Raw genomic sequence first — 18388 nt, forward strand, 5'->3', positions numbered from 1 at the left:
ATAACTAACCAATTATTTTACAAAACCAAACTTATGAACAAAAAATTTACGAAGCTTATAGTTAAGCGGCAAAGGCTTAAAGTAGGTGTGCTTTCTGTATTCCTCACAACGGGATTTTGCATGGTACATGCTGCAGAAGTGATGGCAACGCCTTATGGCGCGCTTAACGTGGGTAATGAACTGCAGGCAGACATTGTTGTGCGTGGTATCATCAAGGACGAAAAAGGCGTACCAATTCCGGGTGTAAGCGTTAAGCTCAAAGGCGCTCTTAGCGTTACCTCCACCGATGTAAATGGTAGCTTCAGCATCACCGTACCTAACGAAGCGGCAGTATTAGTAATTACCTACATTGGTTATACTACCAAAGAGGTAACGGTAGGCACGCAAACTAATTTATCCATACAGCTCGAACCCAACAATAACAAATTGGAAGAGGTTGCTGTGGTTGGCTTTGGTACCCAGCGTAAGGTTTCACTTATAGGTGCACAATCAACCGTGACCCCTAAAGATTTGAAATTACCGGTATCAAGCGTAACGCAATCTTTGGCTGGGCGTATTGCAGGTGTGGTAGGCGTGCAACGCAGTGGCGAACCCGGCCGTAGCGCAGCTGATATTTGGATAAGGGGTATTGCCACTTTCGGCGGTAATTCAAGTTCGCCGTTGATATTGGTAGATGGCGTTGAGCGGTCAATTAACAACATCGATCCGGAGGATATTGAATCATTCACAGTGTTAAAGGATGCATCAGGAACTGCCGTGTATGGTGTTCGCGGAGCAAACGGTGTAGTAATTGTTAAAACCAAAACTGGTAAGGTTGGAAAGCCAAACATTTTTTTGGATTACAACGAAGGGGTTAGCTCTTTCACTAAACGACCAAGAGTTTTGGATGGCTTACAATATATGAATTTAGCCAACGAAGCACTTACCGGTCGTGGAGGCACTCCAAAGTACAGCCAGGAATACATTGATAACACTGCATCGGGTGTCGATCCGTTGCTTTACCCCAATGTAAATTGGATGGATGAGCTTTTTAACAAGTACAGCCGTAACCGCAGGGTAAACCTTAATGCAAGTGGTGGTGTTGATAATGCTCAGTATTATATCTCATTAGCTTATTACAATGAAACCGGGTTTCTTAAAACGGATGATTTGGCAGCTTACAATTCATCTCTTGATTATAAAAGGTACAACTTCACCAGTAACCTTAATATAAAGCTTACTAATACCACAAAATTGGCTTTGGGTATTCAGGGCTATGCAGCAACCGGTAACTATCCTGGCGAAAGCACACAAAATATATTCCGTTCAGCGCTTGATGTATCGGGCGTAGAGTATCCAAAACTTTACCCGGGCGGCTTCATACCAGGCCGTTCATCAAACGGCGGATTCAGGAATCCCTATGCCGATTTAACGAGGCGCGGCTACCGCACTGAATTTACTAACCAGCTTTATACAAATTTGAGGCTTACTCAGGATTTAAATATGGTTACTAAGGGGCTAAGTGCTACAGCTATGGTGGCTTTCGATAATTATAACGAAAACTTTATAACCAGGTCCAAAAGGGAAAGTACCTACTTTATTCAAAATGTTACCGGTACCAATTCTCCTTACAAACCCGATGGCACTTTAAACCTCATACAAACTTTCACAAGCGGTGGTAACTATCTAAGCTTTGATCCCGCACGCGGCGGAAATAGAAGATTATACAGCGAAGCTGCAGTTAATTATGATCGTGCATTTGGCAAACACCGTATAGGTGGGCTTGTATTAGGCTACACTCAGGATTTTAACAATCCGTTTGCGGGCGATTTTACATCTTCAATACCCGAAAGACAAGTTGGTTTAGCTACTCGTGCAACTTACTCATATGATGACCGGTATTTTGCGGAACTAAACTTTGGTTATAATGGTTCTGAACTATTTGCACCCTCTAAGCGCTACGGTTCTTTCCCGGCATTTGGTTTAGGCTGGATACCTTCAAACGAAAAGTTTTGGGAACCTATAAAAGGAGCCATATCTTTTTTAAAGTTTAGGTACTCTGATGGCAAAACGGGTATAGGCCGTATTAACGGCCGCCGCTTTGCTTACTTAACTCTGGTAAATGAAGGTGACGGTAATTCAGGCTACCAATTAGGAAAAAACTTTGCCCGTTACAGGTCTATTGACGTTTCAGATTACGGAGTTGACATTCGCTGGTCTGAGTCACGTAAGCAGGATTTGGGTATGGAGATCAGAACCCTGAATGACAACCTTTATCTTATTGTAGACTTATTTAAAGAGCGCCGTACAGGAGTGTTCTTACAACGGCAATCAATACCTGGCTATGTTGGCTTAGTAAACCAACCATACGGAAATCTTGGTGTGGTAGATAACAGGGGTATCGATGCAACCTTAGAATACAATTTTAACGTTGGTAAGGTTGACGTTGGCTTGCGTGGCACATTTACTTATAATAAAGATAAGCTGCTAAATGATGATCGCCCACCGCAACCATATCCATGGATGAATAGGGTAGGCACTAACGTCTTATCACGTTTTGGTTACGTTGCCGAAAAGTTGTTTGATACACAGGCCGAAATTGATGCTAGTGCCACTCCTGGCTCGAAGGCCAACATCAAACCGGGCGACATTAAATATGCCGATTTAAATAACGACGGTTTAATAAACGATTATGATAAAACCCGTATTGGCAGGGGTGATATTCCTAATACTGTTTACGGGTTTGGTTTCAACGTGTCGTATAAAGGTTTTGGTTTAAGCACACTATTCCAGGGTACAAGTAACGCCGATGTAATGTTGGGTGGCTCAGGTATATTTCCATTTAACGGTGGCGGTGGTTTAAGTAACGCTTATGAAAACGCTACTGACCGCTGGACACCACAAAACCCAAGTCAAAGTGTGTTTTACCCTCGTTTAGCTTACGGTGAAGATCAAAACTTCAACAACACGCTCGAAAGCTCATGGTGGGTAAAGGATATGAGTTTCCTGAGGCTTAAAACAGCTCAGCTGAGCTATAATCTACCTCAAAGCTTAACGTCAAAAATCCATGTTCGCAATGCATCCATATACCTTATTGGAGTGAATTTGCTAACGTTCAGCAAATGGAAACTTTGGGACCCTGAACTTAACACTAATATTGACGGCAGAGCAAACGGAGCCAAATATCCTATCACCGGAACACTGTCTTTAGGTTTAAACGTGAGATTTTAATTGAATTTACAGAGATGAAAAAATATTTGATTTTAGTATTGGTTGCAGGCCTTACGCTAAATACTTCCTGTTCTAAATATTTGGATCAGGTACCCGATGACCGGCTTACACTTGATGAAACTTTCGCTAACCGTGCTACTGCCGAAAGATTTTTAGCAGGAATTTATCGCAATATACCCGATGAATTTGGCCAGCGTAACCCGGATGTAAGTAAAAACGCCGGTTTATGGACCGGCGGTTCTGATGAGGCCGAATACGTTTGGGGATTTGCTCAAACTAACAACATAAACATTGGTAACTGGGATGCAAACAGCGGCTTTGTGAACGATTACTGGAATAACTTTTACAGGGGCATCAGATCGGCAAGCTTTTTTATTGCCAATGTAGACAGGGTAACGCAGGATATTACGCCACAGCTTATTGTACAATATAAAAACGAGGCTCGTGCTTTAAGGGCCATGTTTTACTTTTACCTTATCAGGTTATATGGTCCGGTAATATTACTGGGTGAAAACGTGATTGAGCCCGATGCACCATCAGAAAGTGTGAGGTTGCCTCGCAACACGTTTGATGAATGCGTTAATTACATTGCTGCCGAACTTGACGCAGCCGCAGCCAATTTGCCTGTTAACCCTGTAAATGATAATAATTATGGGCGTATAACTAAGGGCATGGCGCTATGCTACAAATTGCAGGCGTATTTGCTGGCTGCAAGCCCGTTGTATAACGGTAACACCGATTTGGCAAGCCTGCGTAACAAAGACGGAAAGCAACTGATAAGCCAAACCTTTGATGCCAGTAAATGGAAAAGAGCATCAGATGCATACAAAGCTTACATTACTGAATTTGTTCCGGGAACGTATAGCTTATACCGTAAAAACAATTCCTCGGGCGCGTTTGATCCCTACCTTTCATGTCGCGATATCTTCATAGATCGTTTCAATAACGAAATTATCATGTCGCGTATTGAGGCATCAATTGAAGGCCGTCAATATGAGCTGACTCCATACCATAACGGTAAAAACTCTGAAACAAGGGGTTCGGGCGGTTTAGCAGCTACTCAAAACCAGGTGGATGCCTTTTTTACGGCAAATGGTCGTAGTATTAACGATCCTGCATCCGGTTACCGTAACACAGGGTTTACTGATTACAAAGCTCCGGGGAGTCCTATAGCCACTAATACTTATAACCAATGGGTTAACCGTGAACCCCGCTTTTATGTCAATATTACTTACCATAACAGCGTATGGCTAAATACCACTTACGGAAATATTATTACCGAGCTTAATAACAATGGTAACTCAGGTAAAGCAACCGGCGGAAACGATTACAGTGTGACCGGTTATATTGTGCGCAAAGCAATGGGACTTGGTAACTGGCGAGAAAGTAACCGTCCCGTAATACTATACCGGGTAGGTAACTTATTCCTTGATTATGCAGAAGCATTGAACGAGTCAACTCCAGGCGATCCTGAAATTCTGACTTACCTTAACCGCATTCGCGAACGTGCAGGCATACCTCAATACGGTACAGGCACGGATGCCTTACCGGTGCCAACTTCACAGGAAGCTATGCGCGATGCTATACGCAAAGAACGCCGCTCTGAGTTGGCTTTTGAAAACGTAAGGTTTTTTGATACCCGCCGCTGGAAGATAGCCGAAACAACCGATAACGGCCCAACTTACGGACTTAGCATCACCAAAAATTTGCCTGAGTTTTTAACCGTAATTCCTTTTGAAAACCGGGTGTTTACAAAACGCCACTATTTGTTCCCAATCCCTGCTAAAGATGTTAACGCAGATAATTTAATGGTCCAAAACCCGGGCTGGTAATCTTAAAACTGAATTTCCGGATGAAGCTAATTACTTCGTCCGGAAATTTATAACGCTACATATATGACCAAATTTAATTTACCTCAAATATCACTTTCAAATAAGGTAAGGCTTTTACAACTATTTATCGTATTTGCGTCAATACACGCAGCATCGTGTAGTAAGGGGGGGGATAATGTTGACAATCCTAAGCCCGTTCCTGAAACCAAAGGCGAATACTACAGCACTGCTGATGCTACCACTGCATTTAATGCTTTTAATACTGCCTACTACAGCGCAAATGATAAACTTTATTACAGTACAACCGAGCGCAAAGATATTGGTGCCATTTGGACGCAGGCAATTTACTGGGATATGGCTATGCACATTTATGAGCGTACTAAAGACCAGACCTACTACAATCTGGTAACAGATATGTACGACGGTGGCTTTAAAAGGTATGATGGTTACAACTGGGATAACACCACCACATGGTTTATATATGATGATATGATGTGGTGGGTAATTTCACTCGCCCGGGCGTACAACATCACCAAAAACGAAACTTACTTAACCAAGGCCAAAGCCGGTTTTGAACGGGTATGGAACGGCTCATATGATCCAATTAAAGGCGGTATGTTTTGGGATTTTAAACACAGCGGCAAAAATGCTTGTATAAATTATCCTACTGCTATAGCCGCAATGAGGCTATATCAAATTACTAAAGACGAACAGTATTTGAATAAGGCAAAATCTATCTACAACTGGTCCAGAGAAAATTTATTTGACATCAGCAACGGGAGAGTAGCCGACCATAAGATAGGCAATAACAATCCCGGTTATGAAGATTATACTTACAACCAGGGCACTTGCATTGGCGCAGCAGTTATGCTTTATGAGGTAACCAAAGAGCAAAAGTATCTTGATGATGCCAATTTAGCTGCCCGCTACACACAGCAGCGTATGAGCGACAGTCAGGGAATATTACCTGCCGAGGGTGATTACAATGAGCAGGGAGTACTTAAAGCCATATTTGCACAATACCTGGCGCAACTTGCAAAGGTTTATCCGGAAGGCAATTATGATAAATGGGCCGTTATGAACGCCAATTACGCATGGAACAACCGCGACCTGGCTCGCAATATTATGCACCGTAATTATAAAGTGCCATGCCCAAAAGGTGTAGTACAGTCGTACGAATCAAGTAGCGCTGTAGCGTTTATGCAATTATTTACTCCAGTAAGTTCAAAATAGCCTGTGAATAAAAACATAATATTTCGGTGGTTAGTGCTTGCTGCTATGCCGGCGGCAATGTATCCTCTTAAGCATGCCTCAGCGCAATCGCTTCAAAAAACTTCATTTCAGGCATCTGCACCATTCAGTCCCGATTTTGACATTAGGGCTGATGTTGCCATGGTATATGGCATTAATGATGACGGGGGAGAGTTTGAAAAGCGGGTGAAAGGGTATCGTGACAAAGGCTACGAAGTGCAGTTTATGACCGGTATTGCCTGGGGGCAGTACAAGGATTATTTTTTAGGTGAGTGGGACGGCAAAAAGCATCTTGACGAAGGCCAGATGATGCAGAATGGCCAAACCATATGGCACGGCGAAAACGTGCCATATATAGTGCCTACTGCAAACTTTTTAAGCTACATGAAAACGCACGTTAAACGTGCTATTGATGCTGGTGTTACGGCCATTTACCTGGAGGAGCCTGAGTTTTGGGCACGCGCAGGTTACAGTGAAACATTTAAACAGGCCTGGCAAAAACATTACGGCTTCCCGTGGATGGCGCAGCATGAATCGCCCGAAGCTACATACTTGTCTTCAAAGCTTAAATATCAGCTGTATTTTGATGCACTTAAAGAGATTTTTACTTACGTAAAATCATACAGTAAGAGTGTTGGGCGTAGCGTTAAATGCTATGTTCCAACGCATTCTCTACTAAATTATTCGGCGTGGCAAATTGTTAGTCCTGAGGCCAGCCTGGCTAACCTTGATGGTATGGACGGTTACATAGCGCAGGTATGGACCGGTACATCGCGCGAGCCGCTATATTATAATGGTATTAAGAAAGAGCGTGTGTTTGAAAACGCTTTTTTGGAATACGGCTCAATGGTATCAATGACTGCGCCAACCGGCAGGCGCATATATTTCCTTACCGACCCTATTGAAGACTGGCAACGCTCATGGGATGATTACAAATTGAATTATCAGGCAACATTTACCGCCCAGCTTTTATATCCTACGGTAAATCGTTACGAGGTAATGCCATGGCCTAACCGCATTTACAAGGGTAAATTTAAGGTGGAAGGCATGGCCGATAAACAGCCTATTGCACCAGCCTATGCTACGCAAATGCAAGTGATGATAAACTCACTTAACAGCATGCCTCAGTCTGACAACAAACTGAACGGCAGCCATGGCATAAGCGTGCTGCTTAGCAATTCAATGATGTTTCAGCGGTACCCAACTCACAAAGGATATGAGGACCCCCAGCTGTCAAACTTTTACGGTATGGCGGTTCCCTTGTTAAAACATGGCGTGCCGGTATCAACCGTGCATATGGAAAACCTGGCCGGCAATGCACTTAAAGACACCAAAGTTTTAGTTATGAGCTACGCCAATATGAAACCTTCATCTGCCAGTGAGCATAAACTTCTTGCTGACTGGATTAAGGCCGGAGGAGTGTTGCTATACTACGGCCAGGACAATGATCCTTTTCAGCAGGTAAAAGAGTGGTGGAACACGGGCGAGAATAAATACAATGCCCCGTCTGAACATTTATTTAAACTTTTAGGCATTAACAGCGAAGTGAAAAAAGATGGTATGTTTAAGGTTGGAAAAGGCACTGTTTACATAACCAGAGAAGACCCTAAAGATATTATTATGACTGGCAACGGTCATCAAACCTTTATGGCAACTGTTAAACAAGCATACGAAACAAGTGCAAAGGCGGGCAAGCTCCTGTTCAAAAACAACTTCGTTTTAGAGCGTGGCCCTTATACCATAGCTGCCGTGCTCGATGAGTCTGCCGATAGTAAACCTCTGGAGTTGAATGGACACTTTATAGATCTGTTTGATCCGCAACTGCCGGTTGTTTATAAAAAGATCATAAAGCCTAACACTCAGGCCTATTTATATGATTTAAAACGTATACCAGGCAAACAGCAAACTCAGGTTCTTGCATCAGCTGCACGAGTAACTGATGAACAGCGAGGAAAAAAATATTATAAATTTATTGCCAAAAGCCCTGATAAAACTATCAATTCAATGCGAATTTTGTTGCCAAATAAGCCTTTAGCTATAAAAGTTGCTAATGCAGATGGTGCCTTGAAAATAAACCGCAGTGATTGGGATGCTGCCTCGCATACATTATTGCTTAGCTTTGATAACTTTAGCCAGGGAGTTAACGTGGAACTTAACTGGTAGTTTAAGTTTCCGGTTCGCAATTATATACTTTTAAACGTTTTCATTAGTACTTATGATAAAATACAAAGCAGTAGTTTTAATTTCACTTTTATTAGGCAAGGCAAGCGTAATGGCGCAAATTAATAAGGCGCCTGCTTATCCTTTAATTACACACAACACCTACTTCAGCGTATGGTCAAACACCGATAAGCTGAACGAATCGGTTACCCATCACTGGACCGGAGCAAATCAATCATTAATTGGTATTGTTAATGTCGACGGTACCAATTACCGGTTTTTGGGCCAAGAACCGGTACGCTATAAAACTGTACTAGCCACCAGTGATGAAACTGAATACTCCGTTAGATATACGGAAAAGAAACCGGCAGATGATTGGTTTAAGCCTGAGTTTGCTGCGGCTGATTGGAAAGAGGGAAAATCACCCATTGGCGACGGAAAAGAAAATAAAATTCAATGGCAATCTCGCGATATATGGATCAGGCGTGTTTTTAACATAAGCCGTGTCGACGATATCAACGAGTTGTTTTTAAAAGCGTCTTTTGATGATGATATTGAAGTAAACTTGAATGGCGAGCGCATTTACACCAAAGTAGGTGTAAGCAAGGGTTATGAAATGATCCCGCTGGCTAAGAGCAAACTAAAGGTGGGTGAAAACATCATAGCCTATCACGTAGTAAATACAGGTGGCGGCGCACGTGCTGATGTTGGCTTTTCCGATAAGCTGAAACCAATAATAAGCGATGAATTGAAGACCGCCGAACAAACCAATGTCACGGTTAAAGCAACTCAAACCACGTATAATTTCAAGGCGGGTAAAGTGAATTTAGATGTGGTATTCACGTCGCCATTGTTACTAACCGATTTGAGCTTGTTGTCAAGGCCGGTATCTTACATTACTTACCAAGCTAAATCAAACGATGGCAAAACACATTCTGTAAAAATCTTTTTTAGCGCATCGACTGACTTAGCGGTGAACTTGCCTAAGCAGCCGGTAAAAGCCAGTAAGTATAACACGTCAACCTTAAATGTTTTAAAAGTTGGCACTACCGAGCAGCCGGTATTGAAAAAAGCAGGCGACGATGTGCGCATTGACTGGGGCTATGCATATGTGGCTGTACCCAAATCAACCGGTGCTACGCAATATATCACAGCTGGTGAAGATGCTGTAAACAGCTTCAGGCAAGGTAAATTAACCACTACTGTAAGCAACGGCAGTTCTTTGGCCTTAAACACTATTGTACCATTAGGAAAAGTAGGTTCAAAACCTGTTTCAAAGTTTATTGAATTGGCCTATGATGAAATTTGGTCAATGGAATACTTTGGTACAAGGCTTAGGCCGTGGTGGAACAAGCAAGGGAATGAAACCATTGAAAACCAAATGAACAAGGCTACCAGTGAATATGCTACCGTTTTGCAGAAATGTACAGCTTTCAACCAGCGTTTATACGGTGATGCCTTGAAAACCGGTGGTAAAGAGTACGCCGGACTGTGCGTTTTGGCTTACAGGCAAAGTATAGCTGCTCATCAGCTTTTACAAAGTCCTAAGGGTGAGATTTTATGGTTTTCGAAAGAAAACTTCAGTGGTGGATTTGTAAATACTGTTGATGTAACTTACCCGTCGGCACCGCTTTACCTTTTGTACAATCCTAAATTGATGGAGGGTATGCTGAATGGTATATTTTACTTTAGCGAGAGCGGCAAGTACGGCCATGATTATGCTGCCCATGATTTGGGTACTTACCCACTTGCTAACGGACAAACTTATGGTGAGGGCATGCCTGTTGAAGAATCGGGCAATATGATTATACTTACCGCTGCCATAGCGGCTGCAGAGGGAAACCCTGCCTATGCTAAAAAGCACTGGAAAACCTTAAGCACCTGGGTTAATTACCTGGTTAAAGAAGGATTCGACCCCGCCAACCAATTGTGTACCGATGATTTTGCCGGTCACCTGGCCCGCAATGCCAACTTATCTGTTAAGGCAATTGTAGGAATAGGTTGCTATGCTAAATTAGCCAATGCTTTAGGTTACAAAGATGTTGCTGCAAAGTACAATCAAATCGCTAAAGAGATGGTTCCGCGGTGGATGAAACTGGCTGACGATGGTGATCACTACACTCTTACGTTTGATAATAAAGGTACCTGGAGCCAAAAGTATAACCTGGTTTGGGATAAGGTTTTAAATCTTGGATTATTCCCGCAAAAGGTTTACGATACAGAGATTAAGTACTACTTAACCAAACAAAATAAATTTGGCTTACCGTTAGACAGTCGTAAAACCTATACAAAATCCGATTGGATTATATGGACTGCTACCATGACCAATACCAACAAGGATTTTCAAGCGCTGATTAGTCCTATTTATAAATTTGCTACCAACACACCTTCAAGAGTGCCACTTAATGATTGGCATGAAACCACTGATGGTAAAATGGTTGGTTTTCAAGCGCGTAGCGTTGTAGGCGGGTACTTTATGCCTATACTCAAAAACAAGTTAGCCAGCGCTAAATAGCAGCAACAAGCTCTAATAATTAATTCTTATAGCCCCGCAATGTTTGCCCAAAATAGTTTTAGGCAAGCATTGCGGTTGCTTTAAATAACCAAGTGAAATGCTATGACCCATTTAAAAACATTTGTAACACCGTGTTTTAAAGTCTTCCTGTGCCTTGCTGTATTTGGCATTAAACCAACATCAGCACAAACCACGGCCAGAATCAAAAACTTGAGCACATCAAAACAGGTCAAGGTTAATTCATCGGCCAAAAAGGTTGATATAACATGGCCAACCGGAAAAGGCACAAATGGAAGGGTAGTATTTAGCTTGGAAAAGAATGCCGCTTTATTCAGTAGCATTCAGGCATCAAATAATGGCCCTTTTAAACAAATAGTATCCAACCTTAATCCTGAATTTATATTAACCGTTGGTAAGCGCGACCTTATTTCACAAAACGGCTGGAACATATTTTTTGATCGCGTACCGCTCAAGCCCTTTAAGGCATATAAAGTTACGTTAGATAAATTGGGCGCTGTTATAAAGTCAGAAGGCTCCCGTACCATAGTAAGCATAGGTGGAGCCAAAGCTGGTCCGTTTAGCGGGAATGTTGAGATTACATTTTATAACGGTAGTCCGCTGTTTAATGTGGCAGCTGTAATGAGTACGCCTATCGACTCAACAGCCGTTGTTTATGACGCCGGCATGGTTGGTAGTGACCCGCAATGGTCAAAAATTAGCTGGGCAAAAACCAATGATGAATTTACTGGTACGGCGTATGATAATGCCGATACTAGCCAGAATGTTGCCGTTAAGTATCGTACCATCATAGGAGAGACAACAGCAGGTTCACTCGCCGTATTTCCGGCACCGCATCAATACTTTTACCCGCTTGATGAAGCTTTTAATTTGAAGTTTACCTGGTACGGAAGCAATTACCGTAAAATGATACCCGGTTACGGTATAGGCATACGGCAGGATTTATACGGCGACCGCCGTTTTGTGCCGTGGTTTAATGCGCCGCCTGGCACACATCAACGTTTTAATTTCTTTTGCATTGCTACCTTATCTGCAGGGCGGCCTACGTTGAACGCAGTAAAGCAGTTTACGCACAATGATAAGTTTGTGCCACTGCCAGGCTACAAAACCATGGCCAGCCATTTCCATAACGAGTATACCACTAATGTAACGCTAAAAAATAAACCGATTGAGAAGGAGCCCGAGTATGTACAGGTTTTTAAAAAGCTGGGTGTTGATATTGTCCACTTAGGCGAATTCCATGGAACAGGTCATCCAAAAGGACCCGATGAAGATCGTTTGAAAGAATTGGATGCCTTATTTAAAGAATGTGAAAAGGAATCAAATAACAAGTTCCTGCTCCTGCCGGGCGAAGAGCCCAATGAGTTTTTTGGCGGCCACTGGATGGGGATTTTTCCTAAGCCGGTGTACTGGATCATGTCGCGTAAAGGCGAAACGCCCTTCGTTACCAATGACAGCCGCCATGGAAAGGTTTATCATGTAGGCAGTAAAGACGATATGCTGAAATTGCTTGAGTTGGAAGGTGGCTTAGCCTGGACGGCGCATGCCCGTACCAAAGGATCAACCGGGTACCCCGATTTGTACAAGGAAGAAAAGTTTTTCAAATCCGACCGCTTTAACGGTGCTGCATGGAAAAACATCCCAGCCGACTTATCAACCGAGCGTATGGGCAAGCGCATTTTTGACTTGATGGATGATATGAGCAACTGGGGCCTTAAGAAAAAGGCTATTGCCGAATCGGATATATTTACCATAACTCATGATAACGAGATGTATGCGCACGTGAACGTAAATTATCTTAAAATGGATGCCTTACCTAAATTTAGCAATGGCTGGAAACCTGTGGTAGATGTAATTCAAAAGGGTGATTTTTTTTCAACTACTGGCGAAGTGCTTATTCCTGCGTTTAAAGTGAACGGTTCTTCTCCGGCAAAAAGTGGTGGTAAAGCTAATACTTCAGTTGATTTTTCGGTTAGCTGGACGTTCCCGTTAAGTTTTGCAGAAATTATATCAGGAGATGGGCAAAAAGTTTACCGCAAGCGCGTTGATTTACAAAATACCACAGCCTTCGGTTCGAAGCAATTCAGCATACCCGTTGATTTGAAAGGAAGAAAATGGGTGAGGCTTGAGGTTTGGGACGCGGCAGTGAATGGTGCATTTACACAAAACGTCTGGCTTAATTAGGCCAGCTACTAACTAAGAAGCTTTATGTTTGTGCCCTGTATTAAATAATATAGGGCATTTTTATTTTCCAACGGCTGATTTGAAATTAAGTTGTTTAACTTTACTACAATGGCGGAGCGGAAACTATATTTCATAAATCTAACAATGATCGCAGTGATTGCTTTATTGACGAACTGCAATCAAAACTCCATCAAACAAAATAAGAGCAAAGTGGCTTTTCAGAAACCTAAAGTAAAAGCTTGTTGTACCGGCAAAACTCCGGCAAGGTTTGGTTTTGCAAACCGACTAGCTGATACCATTGTAATTACCAACCACGTAAATGCTACGCAGCAACGCAAGTAAGTTATAAACAGCAGATTTTATTGCGGTTGTTGATATCAAATTGGAAGCGTAAACCAAAAGGTGCTTCCATTGCCCACCTTACTTTCAACGCCAATACTGCCACCATGGCTGCGTATAATATTTGCACAAACGTACAGCCCTAAACCCATACCGCTGTATTTCATGTTAGCAGTATCAGCACGGTAGTATCGGTCAAACAAATACTTTATTTTATCCTCCTGTATTCCCTTACCCTGATCGGTGATTGCAACTTTCGCGTATTCATCATCCAAAGTAGCTTTTACCATAATCACTTCTGATTCTCCGGCATACTTACAGGCATTATTCACCAGGTTAACTACAACCTGTTCAATTTTGCCCGCATCGGCATTTACCATCAAACTGCTTTTGCCAACAATCTCAATAGTTGATGTGCCTATGTTGATATTGCTGGTTACATCCTGTAATAATTTAATAATGTCAAAACGCTCTTTTTTTATAAGCAGCTCGCCAAGTCCAATACTGTTTGCATCAACCAGGTCGGCAATTATTTTATTGAGCTTTTTAACGTTCTTGAAGCATGAACTGATCATGCTGATCAACACATGATCATCAGGCCTGTTTCTTAGCAATGAGCGTTCAATAAACTGCATATTGGCAGACAGGCTTGTTAATGGTGTTTTAAGCTCATGACTTGCAATATTAATGAAGTCATCTTTTTGATGCTGCAACAGTTTTTGCTCATGAATATCGGTACAGGTTCCAAACCATTTAATGATTTTGCCATGCTCATCAAAATATGGTGCTGCCCTGCCTAAAACCCAAATATATTCACCGGTAAACTTTCGCAACCTGTATTCGATTTCGTAGGGTGTTCCGGTCGCCAATGAATGTCGCCAAACGTTCCAAGCCCTTTGTTGATCTTCAGGATGAAAAACTGCATTCCATCCCTCACCATCTGATTCTCCATAAGCTATACCTGTGAAATCATACCAGCGTTTATTATAGTATTCGTGCATGCCTTCCGCATCAGTCACCCAAACCATTTGTATAATAGAGTCGGCAAGCTGCCGCAATAGCATTTCACTTTGGCGTATACGTTGGTTTGCAATTTCTTGCTCGGTAATGTCAATTAAGCTTGCTACAAACTCGGTTATTGATCCGTCGGTATGTAAAGGCAACACTTTAACAGTAAGCCACCTTGTTTCATTTAACTTATTAACTATTCGAAACTTACTTTCGAATGATCCGTTAGTTTTAACTGCTTGGTTGAATAAATCCTTTTCATGTTCAACATCATCAGGGTGCAGGGCTTTCAAATAGCCTAAGCCAATACTTTCTTCAAATGACAAGCCTGTGGTTTGCATCCAGGCTGTATTTGCGTATAAGCACGATGCCCCGGCAAACCGTAAAATCATAAAAGGAGATTCGTCGGCAAGGGCTTTGAAATATTGCTCGCGCGATTTTAAAAGTTTGCTTTCGGTTACATCGGTAATAGAATGTATGATGTAATGTAACTGACCATCAATTATTACCGGCTTATTTATTGTTAACCAAAATCGCTCAACAAAAACATCGCTGCCGGGGATGCGTACCGGATAACGCTGCACCAACATTTCATGATTTTGATGGGTTGCTATAACATTGTTAAACGATGCCGTAAGATTTTGTTCGCCGTCGGCCAACTCATCTCCAGGAACGTTGGGGAACACCTCAAAAATTCCTTTGCCTAAAATGTCTTCTCGGCGGGTATATGTAGCCTCATTGTAAGCTTCACTAATTTCAACAATAGTGAATGTGGGCGCATTAGGCAAAACAATTAAATAGTTACCAGGCAAATTCCTGATAATAGCCAGCATGGCATTGTGGTTTTTTACACCGGTAAAGTTCAACGGCTAATAATTTATGTGGTAAATGTAACCGTTAAACAATTAGAAAAAAATAAAGGCCGCCTTTTTATCTAATATAATTGAGTGATAATTGTGATAAGATTTAAATTGGCATCAGTTATTCTCTTGCATAAAAACTTCAATTGCCTTGCATACATCCTCAGGGTTTTCTTCAAACATATAATGGCCGGTGTTAGGTAAGTGGATCAAATTAAAGTTTGAAGCGCATGATGGCAATGCATATTGATAATAACCATATGATACGTTGCTTGCAATGCCCAACACCGGCATAGAAAGCTTGCTATATGATTTTGCATCTGCAATGTCCATTTCGAAGGTTTGATACCAGGCATTTGATGCACGTATACGCTCAGGATGGTTATAAACGTTGGCATAAATGTCGCGTTCAAATGCAGGCATTTTGCTTTCGTCAATCATCACGTAACTAAACAACCAGTCAAGTAAAAAGCGGTACCTGCCTTCAAGAAGTTTTTCGGGCAAACCCTTTACCTGGTTAAAGCCCATCCACCAGGTATATGGTTGCTGGTTGTCAATTTTTTCATTAAAGGTTCCGGGTGCGGGAATCAGTGGCATTTGAAAAATTCCTTCGTTTGGATGCAAACCATCAGCCACAATGAGCTTTTGAACAACCTGAGGAAAGTTGTGAGCCAGGCTCATAGCTACCATGCCACCAATATCATGCCCCATTACCGTAACATCTTGCAGATTTAGTGCGGTGATCAAATGATAAATGTCTGTAGCCATAGTCTTTTTATCATAGCCGTTAGTTGGCATTGCCGAACCACCCATTCCTCTGATGTCAACCACTATAAGGCGATAGCTGCCTGCCAGCGGAAGTACAACGTTTTTATACGAATACCAGGTTTGGGGCCAACCTGGCAGGCAAATTATTACAGGTTTATCAATACTGTTATCAACGTAGTGCAAATCAACTCCATTAACACGTATTATTTGACTTTCAAACCCCGGCCACTGTTGCACAAGTTCTGCATTACTAAATTTAGCATTCATGTCGTGAAAAGTTTAGTATTGTTTACCAAGCGTATTGTGAGCCGATGTCCAATTTATTTCAGGATAGCGGTCGTTGTCAAGACTTGTGTTTTGGGCCGAAAACATGCTGTACAAGTATTGCATTTGTTGCCATTGCGGGTATAACTGTGTTTCACCATCTGTATCTGCCGCTCGTAACCGGTCGATACTTTGGGCAAATTGCTCCATTGTACCTTGATGCTGCAACACAAATGGTGAGCCGTACAACTGCTCGCCTAACAAGCTAAAATCCAGTGGACTCAATTGGAAGCTTGCAATACGTAAGTTGCGTGGAGTTAAATCATCCAGCGCTGCAGTTGCAGTAAATTTGGCTGTATCAGCAACCGTAGTAAAGTCAATTTTCCAGTTTTCCTTGTCGTTAGGGCAGGCAACGGTTTTATTCTTAGTGTCAAAAACCGGAATTCCATATTCCAGCACATAAGAAAACGCACCATTGAAAAATGATGTAGCTTTAATATCAGTCTCATCTAAAATGATCCTAAACTCTTTACGTAAATCAAAATTTCGGTTTGCACCTTTCGGCAATTGTGTGTAATCAGTACAAAAGTCAGAAGGAATGAACCGTGGCACACCGGCTTGTACTGCTGCGTTAAGCAGCTGTGTTTGTGCTGTAACAATTACATCTTTTAACCCAGCTAGTGCCGAAACAACACAACTGGCACCCTCACATGCCGCTGAAAGTTGCGAACTGTCATCATAATTAACTATAATAACATCTACTCCGGACGTTTTTAGCTTCTCAATTTTTTCCGATTGACTTTCAGCACGTACCAAGGCTTTTACAAAAGCGCCTTTACTGATAAGTTCGTGGCAAATAAGTTCACCAAGGTTTCCGGTTGCACCAGCAACAACTATTGTTTTTTTCATAGCAGATAAATTTTAATACAAAAATATCCGCCACCACAATAGCTGAAACTACCATTTGGTAGAATGTAATTAACGAAGATTTTTACGGATGCGACTAAGCGCATTAGGCGTAATGCCCAGGTAAGATGCCAGTTGTTTAACCGATATTAACTGCATAAAGCCGGGCCTTTTCAAGAATTGAAGGTAACGTTCCTCCACGGTCATAACCTGAAAGCTTATTATTTCGTCAATCATCCGCATAGCCATAGTTTCCCAAAGTTTACGACCAAATTGTTGCCAGCTAGCGTACTTTTCAAATAACTTCTCCATGCTTGCCTTATTAATACAATACACTGTTGTTTGAGTAACCGCTTCAATATTAAAACGGGTTGGCTTTTGAGGATTGTAGCTTGTTATTTCAGTAAAAAACTCTCCTGGTTCAACAATCCATGCCGTAAGTGGTGCATCTCCACCAAGTTCAAACCGTAGTGCGCCCTTACTTACGAAATAGTAATGATTAGCAATTTGACCTCGTTTTAAAACCAGCTGCCCCTTTTCATAAGTCTTTTCACGAAACTCACTCATAATATCGTCTAACTCAATTGCATCAACGTTTAAATTGCTTTGTAAAAAATTTTTAAGGTTTTGCATTTGGTGAACTAAAACTGGTATGTGGTAAGACAGGCTATGTAATTAAACATCAACGCAATCTATGTAAATATACATCAGAAGCCGTTTTGTGAATTTTTGGTGTCGAAAAAATACCCTTTTTTGATGAATTTGTAGGTGTGTTAACTCCTTATTTACGTTTAGGTTTGCTTTGCAAGTAGCCTATAATCAGGTTTACTTTTATTTATAAACAAGCCTATGATATTGTAAAGCGCAAGGCATTGCCATATCAAGCCAATTTACCAATTATATACTGTTACATAAATTTTTCCTGATCCGTTTTACTCAAGCATTTGCATTTGCTCTTGTGCAGACGTGTTGTCCGTTATTTACGTGGCGAATGTTACTGTAAAGCTTCCTGTGCACAAAAGTTTTTAAGTTATGAATTTAATGTAATTGGTAGTCCTGCTAAAATTATTAAC

At 41.7% G+C, this 18388-nt stretch carries 11 protein-coding genes; 7 read left to right on the forward strand and 4 right to left on the reverse strand.

Annotated features, from left to right (window positions below):
• The first annotated feature begins 33 nt into the window (after positions 1-33).
• The 7 genes from QZ407_RS06665 to QZ407_RS06695 all read left to right on the forward strand — a co-directional run bounded on the left by QZ407_RS06665 (position 34) and on the right by QZ407_RS06695 (position 13512).
• Complete coding sequence (locus QZ407_RS06665) at positions 34-3210, forward strand: TonB-dependent receptor (protein WP_295768974.1); 3177 nt, start codon at positions 34-36, stop codon at positions 3208-3210.
• A 14-nt stretch (positions 3211-3224) separates the two neighbouring features.
• The gene (locus QZ407_RS06670; RefSeq protein ID WP_295768975.1) at positions 3225-5042 is read left to right on the forward strand and encodes a RagB/SusD family nutrient uptake outer membrane protein; all 1818 of its coding nucleotides are present in this window, start codon (positions 3225-3227) and stop codon (positions 5040-5042) included.
• 63 nt (positions 5043-5105) lie between these two features.
• Positions 5106-6275, forward strand: a complete 1170-nt coding sequence (locus tag QZ407_RS06675) for a glycoside hydrolase family 76 protein (RefSeq protein WP_295768978.1) — start codon at positions 5106-5108, stop codon at positions 6273-6275.
• A gap of 3 nt (positions 6276-6278) precedes the next feature.
• A complete protein-coding gene (locus tag QZ407_RS06680) occupies positions 6279-8456 on the forward strand; it encodes a hypothetical protein (RefSeq protein WP_295768980.1) in 2178 nt (725 codons plus the stop codon).
• A gap of 52 nt (positions 8457-8508) precedes the next feature.
• Positions 8509-10968, forward strand: a complete 2460-nt coding sequence (locus tag QZ407_RS06685; RefSeq protein WP_295768982.1) for a glutaminase family protein — start codon at positions 8509-8511, stop codon at positions 10966-10968.
• Between the two features lie 102 nt (positions 10969-11070).
• Positions 11071-13170, forward strand: coding sequence for a hypothetical protein (locus QZ407_RS06690; protein WP_295768984.1), 2100 nt, complete (start codon positions 11071-11073; stop codon positions 13168-13170).
• A 210-nt stretch (positions 13171-13380) separates the two neighbouring features.
• Entirely contained in the window at positions 13381-13512 is a 132-nt protein-coding gene (locus tag QZ407_RS06695) for a hypothetical protein (protein ID WP_295768986.1), read from the forward strand.
• Positions 13513-13547: 35 nt separating this feature from the next.
• Here QZ407_RS06695 and QZ407_RS06700 read toward each other — a convergent pair whose 3' ends face one another.
• The 4 genes from QZ407_RS06700 to QZ407_RS06715 form a co-directional block, all read right to left on the reverse strand.
• Positions 13548-15383: a PAS domain-containing sensor histidine kinase gene (locus QZ407_RS06700; protein ID WP_295768988.1), complete on the reverse strand. Its 1836-nt coding sequence runs from the start codon at positions 15381-15383 to the stop codon at positions 13548-13550.
• Positions 15384-15494: 111 nt separating this feature from the next.
• Positions 15495-16412 carry an alpha/beta hydrolase gene (locus tag QZ407_RS06705; protein ID WP_295768990.1) on the reverse strand — a complete coding sequence of 306 codons (918 nt, stop codon included), beginning with the start codon at positions 16410-16412 and terminating at the stop codon, positions 15495-15497.
• A 12-nt stretch (positions 16413-16424) separates the two neighbouring features.
• Complete coding sequence (locus tag QZ407_RS06710) at positions 16425-17318, reverse strand: NmrA family NAD(P)-binding protein (RefSeq protein ID WP_295768992.1); 894 nt, start codon at positions 17316-17318, stop codon at positions 16425-16427.
• A gap of 69 nt (positions 17319-17387) precedes the next feature.
• A complete protein-coding gene (locus tag QZ407_RS06715; protein WP_295768993.1) occupies positions 17388-17948 on the reverse strand; it encodes a Crp/Fnr family transcriptional regulator in 561 nt (186 codons plus the stop codon).
• Positions 17949-18388 lie beyond the last annotated feature (440 nt).

Source organism: uncultured Mucilaginibacter sp. (assembly GCF_913773635.1).
Taxonomy (GTDB): Bacteria; Bacteroidota; Bacteroidia; order Sphingobacteriales; family Sphingobacteriaceae; genus Mucilaginibacter.

Coding starts and splice junctions, on each gene's coding strand:
- QZ407_RS06665 (WP_295768974.1), top strand. CDS start 34: ATGAACAAAAAATTTACGAAGCTTATAGTTAAGCGGCAAAGGCTTAAA.
- QZ407_RS06670 (WP_295768975.1), top strand. CDS start 3,225: ATGAAAAAATATTTGATTTTAGTATTGGTTGCAGGCCTTACGCTAAAT.
- QZ407_RS06710 (WP_295768992.1), bottom strand. CDS start 17,318: ATGAAAAAAACAATAGTTGTTGCTGGTGCAACCGGAAACCTTGGTGAA.
- QZ407_RS06685 (WP_295768982.1), top strand. CDS start 8,509: ATGATAAAATACAAAGCAGTAGTTTTAATTTCACTTTTATTAGGCAAG.
- QZ407_RS06675 (WP_295768978.1), top strand. CDS start 5,106: ATGACCAAATTTAATTTACCTCAAATATCACTTTCAAATAAGGTAAGG.
- QZ407_RS06715 (WP_295768993.1), bottom strand. CDS start 17,948: ATGCAAAACCTTAAAAATTTTTTACAAAGCAATTTAAACGTTGATGCA.
- QZ407_RS06690 (WP_295768984.1), top strand. CDS start 11,071: ATGACCCATTTAAAAACATTTGTAACACCGTGTTTTAAAGTCTTCCTG.
- QZ407_RS06705 (WP_295768990.1), bottom strand. CDS start 16,412: ATGAATGCTAAATTTAGTAATGCAGAACTTGTGCAACAGTGGCCGGGG.